Source organism: Burkholderia metallica, assembly GCF_001718555.1.
GTDB lineage: Bacteria > Pseudomonadota > Gammaproteobacteria > Burkholderiales > Burkholderiaceae > Burkholderia > Burkholderia metallica.
In genome coordinates, this window is sequence record NZ_CP013401.1 from 1763326 (window position 1) to 1777533 (window position 14208).

The 14208-nt window shown below is 67.7% G+C and carries 15 protein-coding genes; 9 read left to right on the forward strand and 6 right to left on the reverse strand.

What is annotated here, in order from left to right:
* Positions 1-20: 20 nt before the first annotated feature.
* Positions 21-1439: a M20 family metallopeptidase gene (locus WJ16_RS07960; protein ID WP_069256590.1), complete on the reverse strand. Its 1419-nt coding sequence runs from the start codon at positions 1437-1439 to the stop codon at positions 21-23.
* 166 nt (positions 1440-1605) lie between these two features.
* Between WJ16_RS07960 and WJ16_RS07965 the strand changes: the two genes are divergently transcribed.
* The 4 genes from WJ16_RS07965 (at position 1606) to WJ16_RS07980 (ending at position 5338) form a co-directional block, all read left to right on the forward strand.
* Positions 1606-2553, forward strand: a complete 948-nt coding sequence (locus WJ16_RS07965; RefSeq protein ID WP_069256591.1) for a LysR family transcriptional regulator — start codon at positions 1606-1608, stop codon at positions 2551-2553.
* A gap of 69 nt (positions 2554-2622) precedes the next feature.
* Entirely contained in the window at positions 2623-3750 is a 1128-nt protein-coding gene (mnmH, locus tag WJ16_RS07970) for a tRNA 2-selenouridine(34) synthase MnmH (protein ID WP_069256592.1), read from the forward strand.
* Positions 3747-4805: a permease gene (locus WJ16_RS07975; protein WP_069256593.1), complete on the forward strand. Its 1059-nt coding sequence runs from the start codon at positions 3747-3749 to the stop codon at positions 4803-4805. Before mnmH ends, WJ16_RS07975 begins: the two co-directional genes overlap by 4 nt.
* 110 nt (positions 4806-4915) lie before the next feature.
* Positions 4916-5338: a hypothetical protein gene (locus tag WJ16_RS07980; protein ID WP_069256594.1), complete on the forward strand. Its 423-nt coding sequence runs from the start codon at positions 4916-4918 to the stop codon at positions 5336-5338.
* A 45-nt stretch (positions 5339-5383) separates the two neighbouring features.
* Here the strand turns inward: WJ16_RS07980 and WJ16_RS07985 are convergent, their stop codons facing one another.
* Entirely contained in the window at positions 5384-6217 is an 834-nt protein-coding gene (locus WJ16_RS07985; protein WP_069256595.1) for an ABC transporter permease, read from the reverse strand.
* A 6-nt stretch (positions 6218-6223) separates the two neighbouring features.
* Entirely contained in the window at positions 6224-7138 is a 915-nt protein-coding gene (gene nodI, locus WJ16_RS07990) for a nodulation factor ABC transporter ATP-binding protein NodI (RefSeq protein WP_069256596.1), read from the reverse strand.
* A gap of 335 nt (positions 7139-7473) precedes the next feature.
* Here nodI and WJ16_RS07995 point away from each other — a divergent pair, with 335 nt between their 5' ends.
* The gene (locus WJ16_RS07995; protein ID WP_069256597.1) at positions 7474-7971 is read left to right on the forward strand and encodes a universal stress protein; all 498 of its coding nucleotides are present in this window, start codon (positions 7474-7476) and stop codon (positions 7969-7971) included.
* Positions 7972-8058: 87 nt separating this feature from the next.
* On the opposite strand, the gene WJ16_RS08000 is transcribed toward WJ16_RS07995, so the two are convergent.
* The 3 genes from WJ16_RS08000 to lexA are packed head-to-tail and all read right to left on the reverse strand — an operon-like array spanning position 8059 to position 9802.
* Positions 8059-8763, reverse strand: a complete 705-nt coding sequence (locus WJ16_RS08000; RefSeq protein ID WP_069256598.1) for a DUF2939 domain-containing protein — start codon at positions 8761-8763, stop codon at positions 8059-8061.
* A gap of 29 nt (positions 8764-8792) precedes the next feature.
* Positions 8793-9128: a hypothetical protein gene (locus WJ16_RS08005; RefSeq protein ID WP_043182727.1), complete on the reverse strand. Its 336-nt coding sequence runs from the start codon at positions 9126-9128 to the stop codon at positions 8793-8795.
* 26 nt (positions 9129-9154) lie between these two features.
* The gene (gene lexA, locus WJ16_RS08010) at positions 9155-9802 is read right to left on the reverse strand and encodes a transcriptional repressor LexA (RefSeq protein WP_009689103.1); all 648 of its coding nucleotides are present in this window, start codon (positions 9800-9802) and stop codon (positions 9155-9157) included.
* A gap of 264 nt (positions 9803-10066) precedes the next feature.
* On the opposite strand from lexA, the gene WJ16_RS08015 reads away from it, so the two are divergent.
* From WJ16_RS08015 to WJ16_RS08030, 4 genes are all read left to right on the forward strand, one after another.
* A complete protein-coding gene (locus WJ16_RS08015) occupies positions 10067-11104 on the forward strand; it encodes a sulfate ABC transporter substrate-binding protein (RefSeq protein WP_069256599.1) in 1038 nt (345 codons plus the stop codon).
* A gap of 122 nt (positions 11105-11226) precedes the next feature.
* Positions 11227-12120 carry a sulfate ABC transporter permease subunit CysT gene (gene cysT, locus WJ16_RS08020; RefSeq protein WP_069256600.1) on the forward strand — a complete coding sequence of 298 codons (894 nt, stop codon included), beginning with the start codon at positions 11227-11229 and terminating at the stop codon, positions 12118-12120.
* A complete protein-coding gene (cysW, locus tag WJ16_RS08025) occupies positions 12117-13061 on the forward strand; it encodes a sulfate ABC transporter permease subunit CysW (protein ID WP_069256601.1) in 945 nt (314 codons plus the stop codon). The genes cysT and cysW overlap by 4 nt, the downstream gene beginning before the upstream one ends.
* A gap of 13 nt (positions 13062-13074) precedes the next feature.
* On the forward strand, positions 13075-14133 hold the full coding sequence (locus WJ16_RS08030) for a sulfate/molybdate ABC transporter ATP-binding protein (RefSeq protein WP_069256602.1): 1059 nt from the start codon (positions 13075-13077) through the stop codon (positions 14131-14133).
* Positions 14134-14208: the final 75 nt, after the last annotated feature.

Below are 14208 nucleotides of genomic sequence, written 5' to 3' on the forward strand. Positions count from 1 at the left end.
CCGTGAGAGGGCGAAGCGCGTTACAGGGCGCTGGCCGCGGCGTGAGTCGCGCGGCGAACGGTCGGCGCGTCGTCGCCGAGATCCCAGAAGAGGCCGGCCATCATCTGCAGCCCCTCGCTGACGACGCTCGCGAGCAGATGCTCGTCCGGCGCATGCTGCGAGCACGCGGGGTACGAGTGCGGCACCCACAGCGTCGGCAGCCCGAGCGTGTCGGCGAACACTTCGTTCGGCAGCGTGCCGCCGAGATTCGGCAGGATTGCCGGCTTCTTGCCGGTGGTTCGCGCGAGCGACGCGACGGCCCAGCGCACCCACGGATCGTCCGGCGGCACACGCGTGGCCGGCGCGCCGCGCTCGACGTCGATCTCGATGTCGGCGAAGCCGTGCGCATCGAGGTGCGTGCGCAGGTGCGCGTGCAACGCTTCCCAGTCGGTGCCGACGACGAAGCGCAGCTGGCAGTGCGCATACGCGACGGGCGGAATCGCGTTGACGGGATGCTCGGGATTGCCAGCCTTGAACGCGAGGATCTCGAGCGTGTTCCAGCCGAACACGCGCTCGGGCGCGGTCAGGCCGGGCTCGCCCCAGTCGGCGTCGAGCGCCGGGTCGCCGGCGCCGCCGCCCACACTGAGATCGGCGAGTGCGTCGCGCACGGCGGCCGGGATCGGCGGCGGGCGCAGCCCCGCGACGCGAATCGCGCCGCGCGCGTCGACGAGGCTCGCGAGCGCATGCGCGAGCACGATCGCCGGATTGCGCAGCAGCCCGCCCCAGTTGCCGGAGTGATGCGCGCCGTCGCGGGCGCGCAGGCTCAGCTTGAAGTTGACCGCGCCGCGCGAGCCGAGGAACACGGTCGGGCGCGCGGCGGAGATGCGCGGGCCGTCGGACGCGATCAGCACGTCGGCCGCGAGCGCGTCGCGCGCCTGGCGGCACAGGGCGTCGAGGCCCGGCGAGCCCGTTTCCTCGCCCATCTCGATCAGCAGCTTCGCGTTGAAACCGAGACGGCCGCCGCGCGCGGCGAGCACGCTGGCCAGCGCGGCCAGGTTGATCGTGTGCTGGCCCTTGTTGTCGGCGCTGCCGCGGCCGTACCAGCGGTCGCCGTCGGCCGTCAGCGTCCACGGCGACAGCGGCGCGCGCCACTGCGCGTCGTAGCCGCGCACGACGTCGCCGTGGCCGTAGATCAGCACGGTCGGCAGCGCGTCGTCTTCGTGTCGCGACGCGAGCAGGAACGGGCCGCCGCCGTCGACGGGATTGTCGACGATCCGCGACGTGAAACCGAGGCGGGCGGCCTCGGGCGCGATCTCGTCGGTCAGGTAGGCGCGCAGCGCGGCATCGTTGCCGCTGTCCTGGCTCTCGGTGCGCAGCCCGACGCGGCGGCTCAGGGTCGTGAAGAACGCACCGGATTCGAACTGGTTCAGCGCGTGCTGGATGGCGGCGGTACGGCTCAAGTCGTGTCTCCTTCGTCGGGTTCGCTGCATGCGCCGGAGCGGGCGTGCGGCTTGAAGTGCGATCGATTCTAGAAAGCCGTTTTTTTTGTCACAATGATCGAATTTCGAACCTTTCTTTGCCGAAAAGGCAAAGCAGCGCGGCCGGTCGCGGCCCGGAGACAGAACGATGGCGGCTTTCCTGCATGGCCTGGCGTTGCGCTATTTCGTCGAAGTGGCGCGCACCGGCTCGATCAGCGATGCATCAGCGCGGCTGCACGTGGCGGTATCGGCGATCAGCCGCCAGATCGCGAAGCTGGAAAGCGAGCTGGGCGCACCGCTGTTCGAGCGCCGGCCGCGCGGGATGGCGCTGTCGGAGGCCGGCGAGCGGCTGCTGGCGTTCGCGCAGCGCAGCCTGCTGGAAGCCGAGCACGTGATGAAGGACATCGGCGGGCTCGACGCGCTGCACGGGAGTCTGTTGAAGATCGCGTGCTCGGAAGGGTTCGCGATCGATTTCCTGCCCGGTACGCTGGCCAGCTTCAAGGCGCGCCATCCGGGCGTCGATTTCTCCGTGTGGGTCGTGTCGCCGGCGGATGCGACGCGGCGCGTGCGCGACGGCGACGTGGATGTCGCGTTGAGCTTCAGTCTCGCGCCGGAGAAAGGCGTGCGCGTCGAGCATACGGGGCGCGCGCCGATCTTCGCGCTGGTGCGGCACGACCATCCGCTCGCGACGCGCGATGCGGTGTCGCTCGCCGATGTGGCCCGCCACCCGCACGTGCTGCCCGAGGCCGGCACGACGGTGCGCCAGTTGATCGACATCGCGTGCGCGCTCGACGGGCTGCTGCTCGAGCCCGAGCTGACGAGCAACAACACGGCGGCGATGTACGGCTACGCGCGGCGCACGGGCGCGGTGATGTTCACGGGGTTGTTGTCGGTGCGCGACCGCTGCGCCGCGGACGGCTTCGTCGTCGTGCCCCTGACGAACCCGCAATTGCGCGAGCGCAGCATCCAGGTGCAGACGATGGCGGGGCGCGATCTGCCCGCGTCGGTTCGCGCGTTCCGCGACCATCTGATCGACACGATGCAGGCCGCATCGCGGCCGCCGGCCGCCGCGCGCGGCCCGAGACGCCGGCCGTGAGATAATCGTCAATCCGCCTTCCGCGCCCATGCGGCTCATCGAGTCGCATCGCCCCTGTTCGACGCCAAATTGAAGAACCTGATTGTCACCCTCGATCGCGCCGGCGAGTTCGACGAGATCATCGACGTGCGCACGCCGCTCGAGTTCGCCGAGGACCATATCCCCGGCGCACTGAACGCGCCCGTGCTCAGCAACGAGGAGCGCGTGCTCGTCGGGACGATGTATCGCCAGGTGTCGCCGTACGAGGCGACGCGGGTCGGCGCGGCGATGGTCGCGCGCAACATCGCGCGCCATCTCGACACGACGTTCGCCGATCGTCCGCGCAACTGGCGGCCGCTGATCTACTGCTGGCGCGGCGGCAAGCGCTCGGGCTCGATGACGACCTGGTTCAACCTGATCGGCTGGAAGGCGCGCCAGCTCGATGGCGGCTACAAGTCGTACCGCCAGTCGGTGTGCGCGACGCTCGACTCGCTGCCGACGCGCTTTCGCTACATCGCGCTCGTCGGCCATACGGGCTGCGGCAAGACGCGCCTGCTGAACGCGCTGCGCGATGCGGGTGCGCAAACGCTCGATCTCGAGGCGCTCGCGTGCCATCGCGGTTCGCTGCTCGGCGCGCTGCCGGGCAAGCCGCAGCCGTCGCAGAAGGGGTTCGATTCGGGGCTCGTCGAGACGCTGGGTCGTTTCGACCCCGAATGGCCGGTGTTCGTCGAGTCGGAAAGCCGTCGGATCGGGCTCGTGCAGTTGCCGATCGCGTTGATCGAAGCGTTTCACGCGGGGCCGTGGGTGCATGTCGACGCGGCGCACGACGAGCGCATCGCATTCCTCCTCGACGATTACGCGCACCTGTTCGACCAACCGGACGCCTTCAAGGCGCAGCTCCATCGGCTGATCGGCCTGCACAGCCGCGAACAGGTGACGCACTGGAAGGCGTTGATCGATGCGAACGCGCGGGCCGAACTGTTCACCGAGCTGATCGACCGGCATTACGATCCCGCCTATGCGCGCACCTACCGCGCGACGTACGACAAGCCTAACCGGGCACTGACGTTCACGTTCCGGCCCAACGCGGCCGACGTGCGCGATCAGGCGCATGCGCTGCTGGCCGAACTCGCGCGAGCCGGGTTGCCCGCATCGGCCGCGCTGGCCGCGGGCGCGACATCCGCAACCGACCAAGACCAATCGACGACCACACGATGACGACTACACGCACCCAACCCAGTCCGGCCCTCGGCTGGATGACCTTCCTGCTGATCGCAGTCGCGGGCCTGTTCTATGTGAAATGGTTCCCGTACTACAACAAGGCGTTCGTTGCGGCCGAACATCATTCGATCGGACAGTCGATCCTGATGGGCACGTCGGCGGCTGCACCCGAGCCGTCGCTGAAGGCCGCGCTCGACTACGCGTGGGCGTACGGCAAGGCGATCTGGCAGGCGATGGTGCTGGGCCTGCTGCTCGGCTCGGCCGTGCAGGCGCTGCTGCCCGCGCACTGGGTCGCGCGCGTGCTCGGCCGCACCGGCTTCGGCAGCGTCGCCGCCGGCGGTCTGCTGTCACTGCCCGGCATGATGTGCACGTGCTGCGCGGCGCCGGTCGTCGCGGGGCTGCGTGCGCGCCACGCGTCGCCGGGCGGCGCGGTCGCGTTCTGGCTCGGCAATACGGTGTTGAACCCGGCGGCGCTGGTCTTCATGGGCTTCGTGCTCGGCTGGCACTGGAGCGCGCTGCGCCTCGTGCTCGGCATCGCGATGGTGTTCGGGATCGGCTATTTGCTGAACCGTATCGCACGCCCTGAAGACCGCAGCATCGACGACGCGCAGCTCGCCGCGCTGGCGGCCGAGCAGGCCGCGGCCGGCAATCCGTTCGTCCGCTGGATGAAGCTGCTCGCGCGCATGGCCGTGCGGCTCGTGCCCGAATACATCGTGCTCGTGCTGCTGCTCGGCGCCGCGCGCGCGTGGCTGTTCCCGCATATCGGTCCGGACATCGGCAATCATCTCGGCTGGATCGTCGCATTCGCGGTGGCCGGCATGCTGTTCGTGATCCCGACGGCCGGCGAGGTGCCGATCATCCAGGCGATGCTGTCGCTCGGCATGGGCGTCGGCCCGGCCGCCGCGCTGCTGATGACGCTGCCGCCGATCAGCGTGCCGTCGCTCGCGATGCTCGCGCGTTCGTTCAAGCCTTACATGCTGGCCATCGTCGCGATCCTCGTCGTCGTGTTCGGGATCGCGAGCGGCCTGCTCGCGGTCGCGCTCGGGTTCTGACACGCGCAGGCGGCGCGCCAGTCGGGCGCAATCGTCGTAATCGTCGTATTCACCCGGCGCTGCTGTTTCACGTATGCGGCGCCATTTACAAGAAGCAAACAGGAAAACGCATGACCCAACCGAAGATTCATCCTCGACTCGAAAAGGCGCTGACGCGCGGCGATCTCGCGATCCGCCAGGCCAATTCCGCGCGGGCGACGGCCGTGCTGAACGCACTCGGCACGATGATCATCGAGGCTTCCGCAACCATCGGCGTCGAGGCCAGCATCGACATTCCGCAGGGCGACCGCATTTACGATCCGGTCAACGGCCTGTGGCCGCAGAAGATGCTGGTGTCGTTCGACGGCCCGGTGGACGAAGCCGACAAGGAAGAGCTGCGCACGGTCTATCTGATTGCCGACGATCCGGGTACGCAGTTCCGTGTCGAATGGCATCGCGCGGACGGCAAGCTCGGCCGCCAGGAAGGGGGGCCGCTTGCGACCGTCGCGTTCCTGACCGACGTCGAGATCCCGTGGAGCGACGACGACGAATAACGTCGTCGCGTGAAGGCATGAAGCCGGCGCCCGGTGCGCCGGCCGTCAGCGCATCATCCGCCGCCGGAACAGCCACGCGGACAGCAGGAAGCCGCCCACCGCGTAGCCGGCGAGCACCGCGACGTGCAACGCGACGTCGGCCGCCGGCCGGCCGAGCATCGCGGGCCGGATCAGCTCGACCGCGTTCGCGAGCGGCAGCGCCTGCGCCGCGTGCTGCGCGAGCGGCGGCAACTGCGCGGTCGGGAAGAATACACCCGACAGCAGCAGCATCGGCGTCAGCACGAGCGTCTGGTAGAACATGAAGAAGTCGTAGGACGGCGCGAGCGCCGTGACGATCATCGCGAGGCTTGCGAATGCGAGGCCCGCGAGCGCGATCACGGGCAGCGCCGCGAGCATCGACGGAAACTGCGCGTAACCCAGCGCGCCCGCGACGAGCATGATCGCGGCCCCCGACAGCATTGCCTTGCTGGCCCCCCAGACGATCTCCCCGAGCACGATGTCGCCGAGCGCGAGCGGCGTATGCATGATCGCTTCCCACGTGCGCTGCACGTGCATCCGCGAGAAACCGGAATACATCGACTCGAAGCTCGCGGACATCATCACGCTCGACCCCACCGTGCCGGCCGCGAGGAACGCGATATACGACACGCCGTCGACATGGCCGAGCATCAGCCCGAGCCCGAAGCCCAACCCGAACAGATAGATCATCGGATCGGCAAGATTGCCGAACATCGATGCGAGCGCGAGCTTGCGCCAGACGAGATAGTTGCGCCGCCAGACGGCGATCCAGTTGGTCGCGTTCGCGGGCATCGCGATCGCGAAGCGCGACACGCGCGGCGGTGCCGACGGTGCGGCGGCGGAATAATTGCGCACGTCCATGATCGATCAGTCCTGCATGTCGCGACCCGTGAGCCGCAGGAACACATCTTCCAGATTGGCCGGGCGATGCAGATAGCGCAACCCCGTACGACCCTTGAGCCGCGCGCTGAGCGGTTCCGGATCGCTCACGTAGCAGAACAGTGTCTCGCCGCTGATCTCGGTGCGCTTCGCGAACGCCGACAGCTCGTCGCGCAGCGTGGCCGGATCGGGCCCGTAGATCTCGATCACGTCGCAGCCGATCTCCGATTCGATCAGCGCGTGCGGCGCGCCTTCGGCGATCTTGCGGCCTTCCTCGATCACGCACAGGCGATCGCACAGGCGTTCGGCTTCTTCCATGAAGTGCGTGGTGATCAGGATCGTCTTGCCGCGCGCGAGCAGCGAGCGCAGCCGTTCCCACATCAGGTGACGCGCCTGCGGGTCGAGGCCCGTCGTCGGCTCGTCGAGCACCAGCACGTCGGGATCGTTGACGAGCGCGCGGGCCAGCGTCAGGCGGCGCTTCATGCCGCCCGACAACTCGCCGACCTTCGCATCGGCCTTGTTCTCGAGCTTCGCGAATTCGAGCAGCGGCTTCACGAGCGCGCGCGCAGCCTGCGCCGACATCCCGAAATAGCGGCTGAAGACGACCAGGTTCTCGCGCACGGTGAAGTCGGGGTCGAGATTGTCGAACTGCGGGACGACGCCGACGCGCCGGCGCGCAAACCGCGCACGCGCTGGAACCGGTTCGCCGCAGAGCGAAATGGTGCCGGCATCGGGATGCGCGAGGCCGAGCAGCATTTTCAGCGTGGTGGTCTTGCCGGCGCCGTTCGGCCCGAGCAGGCCGTAGCATTCGCCGGCTTGGACGGTGAACGACAGATCGTTGACGACGAGCTTGTCGCCATAGTGCTTTTCGACGTTCCGGAAATCGATCGGTGCAACGGACATGGGCAGGTCGTCGTTGTAAGCGGGCGCGGACGCATTCCGCTGCCGGATGCGTGGCCGGCGTGCGAACCGATCGGACGATTGCGAGTCACATGGGCATGACCGAAGCGCACGACGCCGGCGCCCGATGGCCCGCTGGAGTACGAACGGGCCATTCTAGTGCATCGGCTGCGTCTCTTCAGCGCATCCCTGCACGGTGCGATGCATGCGCGCACCGATCGTGCACCGCATCATTGCGCACGCGCCGAGCGGGGCGAATCAGCGTTTTCCATCCCTTGCGTCCTGAATTGCGGCGCACCATGATGAATACGTAGGCTCGTTGGCGACAGGGAGGTTTCATGGCTAGCTACAACAAGATTCTGCTGTGTTACGACGGCACGCTCGAAGGGCGCAAGGCCCTGCGTTGCGGCGCCAATCTCGCGATGGACCTGAAGGCCGAGACGCATTTGCTGTCGGTCGTCGACATGCGCTCGAGCATCGCGCAGAGCGCCGGTTTGCTGACCGACGTCGCGTGCGGCCGGTTCGAGGAAACCGCGCGTGAAATCCTGCAGGAAGGGGTGAACTGGCTGCGCGAACGCGGCGTGCAGGCCGAAGGCCATTTCGCGTTCGGCTATCCGATCGACGAAATCGCGAATCTCGCGACGGAGCTGAAGGTCGACCTCGTCGTGGTCGGCCATCGATGCCGCAGCGGGCTATCGAGATGGTGGATGGGCTCGGGCAACACGCAACTGCTCGATCGCGTGAACTGCAGCATCCTGGTTGCGTGTTCGTCGGCGGAAGAGCAGAAGGCCGAAATCGCGCGCGAGCGTGAAGCCGCGACGGCGAACGGCAAATGATCTGAAGACTCGATGGCTATCTGGCCGGTGATGCGTGCCGGCTAGGTGCCGCACCGCTTCGGCGGCGCGAGCGTCGAGCGCGGCCTGCTAGGCGTGCAGGTCGATCGAAGACAACTTCCACGAAAACAGCCCGAAGCGGTGAAAGATCGCCGCATAGCGTGTGCCGTCGGCACTGCGCTGATAGGTCACGACAAATTCGTCGATATTCCGGTAGCCGGCGCTGGTTTGCTGCGGATGCGGTGATGGTGCGGCATCGACCGCGCTGGCCGGTACGGCGGCGGGCGCAGGCGGCGATGATGCGGCGGTAGCAGCCGCGTTGCTGCCCGGCGTGACCGTGCTCGCCGGAGCCGGATTGGCGGATGGCGCGGCCGGCGGGCTGCTCGGCGGCGGATTCGACCATTCAGGTGGGCGCTCACCCGGATTGCCGCGCGGCGGCAATCCGCTCATCAACGCGGCCACGCCTTCCGGCGTCGCGTAGGCATCGACGAGCGGGCCGATCAGCGCGGCCCCGATCAGCGCACCGATCACCGCGAACGGATTGTCCTTCTTCACTGCGTCGATCCGGCGCATCAACTCTTCCGTGACTTGCTGCTTCAGGCTGATGCGCAGCGACGGAAAATCGACATATTCGCTGATGGCCTGCGCATCGCGCGCATCGATCGCCGATTTCAGGCGACCGATCGCGATGTACGGCGACGCGTACGCATAGCCGATCGCCGCGACGATGGCGACGGCCAGCACGACGATCAACAGGGGCTTGAGCCGCCATGCGCGGCGCGGCGATCCGGTCACGTTGCCTCCGGTGCGGACAGGTTCCGCAATCAGAGACCGCCCGGCGTAGCCGATCGTTCCTCGGCGATGCAGCGATCGATCATCCGGCACACGGCATCGATCGTGCCGACCATGATCAGGCGCGAACGGCCGTGATACACACGCACCGGCGCACGGCGCGCGGGTTCCGCGTGATTCAGGCCGGCGTTCAGCGAGACCCGCGCGAAAGCGGGCAGCGCCGACGGCAGCAGGGACGCCTGCCGTTCGACTGCGACTTCTTCTTGCACGGGCGCCGCCGCGGACAGCGGTGCGCAGGGCGTCCGGCCGCGCAAGTGACGGAGGCGGCCGAATTGACGGAAAGGCAGCAGACGGGAAAGGCGTTCCATGATGTTCTCCTCAGCGAGACGGAATGTCAGAGTTCGCCTGATCGGATCAGTCCGACGGCGATGCCTTCCAGCGCGAATTCCGCGCTGCCGGCCTTGACGAAGATGTTTTCGTAATCAGGGTTCTCCGCGATCAGCTCGAGGCCGCCGGGCCGGCGCATCAGGCGCTTGACGGTGACGTCGTCGCCGAGACGCGCGACGATGATCTGGCCGTCCTTCGCTTCGGTGCGCTTCTGCACCGCGAGGAGGTCGCCGTCGAGGATGCCGGCGTCGCGCATCGACAGGCCGCGCACTTTCAGCAGGTAGTCGGGCTTGCTGGAGAACAGCGCGGGATCGCACGCGTAATGCTGCGAGATGTGCTCCTGCGCGAGGATCGGGCTACCGGCTGCCACGCGGCCGACGAGCGGCAGCGACAGCTGCATCAGGCCGGCATGCGGCAGCGTGAACTGGTGCGGGGCATCGTCGATGCCGAGCAGGCGGATGCCGCGCGACGCGCCGGCTGCCAGCTCGATCACGCCTTTGCGCGCCAGCGCGCGCAGGTGCTCCTCGGCCGCATTCGGCGAGCTGAAGCCCAGTTCGGCCGCGATCTCGGCGCGGGTGGGCGGGAATCCGGAGCGCTCGATCGCGCGACGGATCAAGTCGAACACTTGCTGCTGACGGGCGGTGAGTTTGGTCATGGCTCAACTGTATGGATAGACAGTGAGCTGTATTTTTATACAGTAGTTCGGGAATTTCAAGTGTTACTTGAGGTTCGACGCGATCGCGCCGGTTCCGACGCGATTTCGCGACGCCCGGACGCCGGTTCATCTGCCGCAACCGTCCATCCCGTCTGCGTTAGCACTTTTGAGTATTAAAAAATGAGGAACGATTATTTTTAATCATGTAACCCGTTCGCTAGACTGGCCCGACATCGCAATACCGACAACACTGGAGAACCAAGGATGGGCAAGCGCAATACGGGGCTGGTGGGCGGAGTGGGCCGCCTGATCGCAACACTCGCGCTGGGCGCGGCGGCGGCGCTGGGCGTCGCGACGCACGCGCAGGCCGATACGACTTTCCTGAACGTGTCGTACGACCCGACGCGCGAGCTGTATCAGGACTTCAACCAGGCGTTCGGCAAGGAGTGGAAGGCGAAGACGGGCGAGACCGTCAACTTCAAGCAGTCGCACGGCGGCTCGGGCGCGCAGGCGCGCTCGGTGCTCGACGGCCTGCAGGCCGACGTCGTCACGCTGGCGCTTGCGTACGACATCGACGCGCTCGCGAACAAGGGGCTCGTCAGCAAGGACTGGCAGAAGCGCCTGCCCGACAACGCATCGCCGTACACGTCGACGATCGTGTTCCTGGTGCGCAAGGGCAACCCGAAGGGGATCAAGGACTGGGACGACCTGACCAAGCCGGGCATCTCGATCGTCACGCCGAACCCGAAGACGTCGGGCGGCGCGCGCTGGAACTACCTGGCCGCATGGGCGTACGCGGTGCACAAGCCGGGCGGCAACGAGCAGACGGCGAAGGAATTCGTCACGAAGCTCTACAAGAACGCAGGCGTGCTCGATTCGGGCGCGCGCGGCGCGACCACGAGCTTCGTGCAGCGCGGGATCGGCGACGTGCTGATCGCGTGGGAAAACGAGGCGTTCCTGTCGGTGAAGGAATTCGGCACCGACAAGTTCGAGATCGTCGTGCCGTCGGTGAGCATCCTGGCCGAGCCGCCGGTCGCGGTGGTCGACAAGGTGGTCGACAAGAAGGGCACGCGCAAGCTGGCCGACGCGTACCTGAACTTCCTGTACAGCCCGCAGGGCCAGGAGATCGCCGCGCGCAACTACTACCGGCCGCGCTCGAAGAACGTGCCGGCGGAGCTCACGAAGCAGTTCCCGAAGCTGAAGCTGTACACGGTCGACGATACGTTCGGCGGCTGGACGAATGCGCAGAAGACGCATTTCGCGGACGGCGGCGTGTTCGATTCGATCTACAAGCCGCAGTAACGCCATAACGACAGCGGCGCGCCACGACAGCGCGCCGCATCCCCGACGGGCCGCCGGCGCGATTCACTGCGCCGGCGTTTGCGTCGGACCCATGAGCAGCATCGACCCAGCAAGAGCATCCGATGACGACGTACACCTTTCGCAAGCCGAGCGCGCTGCCCGGTTTCGGCGTGACGCTCGGCATCACGGTGGCCTATTTAAGCCTCGTGGTGCTGATCCCGCTCGCCGCCACGTTCCTGAAGACCGCGACGCTGTCGTGGGACCAGTTCGTCACCGCCGTCACGTCGCCGCGCGTGCTCGCGTCGTACCGGCTGACGTTCGCGTCCGCGCTCGGCGGCGCGCTGATCAACGCCGTGTTCGGCTTTCTCGTCGCGTGGGTGCTCGTGCGCTACACGTTCCCGTTCAAGCGCCTCGTCGACGCGATCGTCGACCTGCCGTTCGCGCTGCCGACGTCGGTCGCCGGCATCTCGCTCGCGGCCGTCTATGCGACCAACGGCTGGGTCGGCCAGTATCTCGCGCCGCTCGGCATCAAGATCGCGTTCACGCCGGCCGGCGTGCTGGTCGCGCTGACCTTCATCGGGCTGCCGTTCGTCGTGCGCACCGTGCAGCCGGTGCTCGAGGATTTCGAGCGCGAGCAGGAAGAGGCCGCCGCGTGCCTCGGCGCATCGCGCTGGCTGACGTTTCGCCGCGTCGTGCTGCCGGCCGTGCTGCCGGCGCTCCTCACCGGGTTCGCGCTGGCGTTCGCGCGCGCGCTCGGTGAATACGGGTCGGTGATCTTCATCGCCGGCAACGTGCCGATGAAGTCCGAGATCACGTCGCTGCTGATCATCACGAAGCTCGAACAGTACGACTACGCGGGCGCAACCGCGCTCGCGGTCGTGATGCTCGTGGTGTCGTTCCTGATGCTGCTGCTGATCAACACGCTGCAGTGGTATCTGCAGCGCAGGACGAGCAAGGGCGCGAGCGGCCCCGCGCCCGTCACCGTCAACGCCGTCGCGGCAGGAGGCCAGCAATGAGCCAGGAGGCCACCGTCGTGCTGAAAACCCCGTCGCCGGCCGCGCGCGCCGCGAAGCGGCTCGACCCCGTCAGCGAGTCGCGCGTCGTGCGCTGGCTGCTCACGGGCATTGCGCTCGCGTTTCTCGCGTTCTTCCTCGTCGTGCCGCTTGCCGCGGTGTTCGTCGAGGCGCTGAGAAAGGGCGTCGGCTTCTATCTCGAATCGCTCGCCGATCCCGACGCGTGGTCGGCGATCAAGCTGACGCTGACCGTCGCCGCGATCGCCGTGCCGCTGAACCTCGTGTTCGGCGTGTGCGCGTCGTGGGCGATCGCGAAATTCGAATTTCGCGGCAAGGCGCTGCTGACGACGCTGATCGATTTGCCGTTCTCGGTGTCGCCGGTGATCTCCGGCCTCGTGTACGTGCTGCTGTTCGGCGCGCAGGGCTGGCTCGGGCCGTGGCTGCAGGCGCACGACGTGCAGATCATCTTCGCGGTGCCGGGCATCGTGCTCGCGACGATCTTCGTCACGTTCCCGTTCGTCGCGCGCGAGCTGATTCCGCTGATGCAGGCGCAAGGTACCGACGAGGAGGAAGCCGCGCGCGTGCTCGGCGCGTCGGGCTGGCAGATCTTCCGTCGCGTGACGCTGCCGAACGTGAAGTGGGGCCTGCTGTACGGCGTGATCCTGTGCAATGCGCGCGCGATGGGCGAATTCGGCGCGGTGTCGGTCGTGTCCGGCCACATCCGCGGCGTGACCGACACGATGCCGCTGCACGTCGAGATCCTGTACAACGAATACAACTTCGCGGCGGCGTTCGCGGTGGCGTCGGTGCTGGCGCTGCTCGCGCTCGTCACGCTCGCGCTGAAGCTGCTCGCCGAGCGCCACCTCGCCGCCGAACTGGCCGGTGCGCGCGACGCCGTTCCCGCACATGCCGGCCCCGTCGCCGCCGTTTCGTCGAAATCGTAAAGAGGCAACCAGAATGGGTATCACCGTCCGTAACCTTCAGAAGCGCTTCGGCGATTTCACGGCGCTCGACAACGTCTCGCTCGACTTCCCGCCCGGCGAGCTGGTCGCGCTGCTCGGGCCGTCCGGCTGCGGCAAGACCACGCTGCTGCGCGTGATCGCGGGCCTCGAGCACGCGGATGCCGGCCAGGTCGTGCTGCAGGGGCTCGACGTCGCGTCGGTCGGCGCGCGCGATCGCCAGGTCGGCTTCGTGTTCCAGCACTACGCACTGTTTCGCCACATGACGGTGTTCGAGAACGTCGCGTTCGGGTTGCGCGTGAAGCCGCGCCGCGAGCGGCCGTCGGAAAGCGCGATCCGCGACAAGGTGCACGAACTGCTGAAGCTCGTGCAACTCGACTGGCTCGCGCAGCGCTATCCGTCCGAGCTGTCGGGCGGCCAGCGTCAGCGCATCGCGCTCGCCCGCGCGCTCGCGGTCGAGCCGAAAGTGCTGCTGCTCGACGAACCGTTCGGCGCGCTCGACGCGAAGGTCCGCAAGGAGCTGCGCGGCTGGCTGCGCCGCCTGCACGACGATCTGCACATCTCGACGATCTTCGTCACGCACGACCAGGAGGAGGCGCTGGAAGTCGCGGACCGCATCGTCGTGCTGAACCGCGGGCACGTGGAGCAGGTCGGCAGCCCGCAGGACGTCTACGATCATCCGCAGAGCGCCTTCGTGTACGAGTTCCTCGGCGCGGCCAACCGGCTGCCGGGCACGGTTGCCGGGCGCGGCTTCGTGGCCGAGGGCGCGGCCGCGCCGATCGAGGTCGACGCCGATTTCGCGGGCCCGGCGAACGCGTACGTGCGGCCGCACGACCTGCAGTTGTGGCCGACCGCCGAAGGGCACCGCGACGGCATCGCGGTGGACGTGCGCCGCGTGATTCCGCTCGGCGGCTCGGTGCGCGTGGAGCTCGAGGCGCGCACCGGCGGCGCGCTGGAGGCGGAACTCGACCGCGATGCGTGGCGCGCGTTGTCGCTGCAGGTCGGCGACGGCGCGACGGCCGTGCCGCGGGCCGTGCGGGTGTTTCCCGCGAGTTGACGCAGGCAGACAGGGCAGGGGGCGCAAAATGCTCCGATTCGACAATCAAACAACGACAGCCTAAGAGGCATACCC

Bases quoted from the DNA above. Each gene is read 5' to 3' on its own strand.
- WJ16_RS07965 (WP_069256591.1), top strand. From the start codon at position 1,606: ATGGCGGCTTTCCTGCATGGCCTGGCGTTGCGCTATTTCGTCGAAGTG.
- WJ16_RS07975 (WP_069256593.1), top strand. From the start codon at position 3,747: ATGACGACTACACGCACCCAACCCAGTCCGGCCCTCGGCTGGATGACC.
- WJ16_RS07980 (WP_069256594.1), top strand. From the start codon at position 4,916: ATGACCCAACCGAAGATTCATCCTCGACTCGAAAAGGCGCTGACGCGC.
- WJ16_RS07985 (WP_069256595.1), bottom strand. From the start codon at position 6,217: ATGGACGTGCGCAATTATTCCGCCGCCGCACCGTCGGCACCGCCGCGC.
- nodI (WP_069256596.1), bottom strand. From the start codon at position 7,138: ATGTCCGTTGCACCGATCGATTTCCGGAACGTCGAAAAGCACTATGGC.
- WJ16_RS07995 (WP_069256597.1), top strand. From the start codon at position 7,474: ATGGCTAGCTACAACAAGATTCTGCTGTGTTACGACGGCACGCTCGAA.
- WJ16_RS08005 (WP_043182727.1), bottom strand. From the start codon at position 9,128: ATGGAACGCCTTTCCCGTCTGCTGCCTTTCCGTCAATTCGGCCGCCTC.
- lexA (WP_009689103.1), bottom strand. From the start codon at position 9,802: ATGACCAAACTCACCGCCCGTCAGCAGCAAGTGTTCGACTTGATCCGT.
- WJ16_RS08015 (WP_069256599.1), top strand. From the start codon at position 10,067: ATGGGCAAGCGCAATACGGGGCTGGTGGGCGGAGTGGGCCGCCTGATC.
- cysT (WP_069256600.1), top strand. From the start codon at position 11,227: ATGACGACGTACACCTTTCGCAAGCCGAGCGCGCTGCCCGGTTTCGGC.
- cysW (WP_069256601.1), top strand. From the start codon at position 12,117: ATGAGCCAGGAGGCCACCGTCGTGCTGAAAACCCCGTCGCCGGCCGCG.
- WJ16_RS08030 (WP_069256602.1), top strand. From the start codon at position 13,075: ATGGGTATCACCGTCCGTAACCTTCAGAAGCGCTTCGGCGATTTCACG.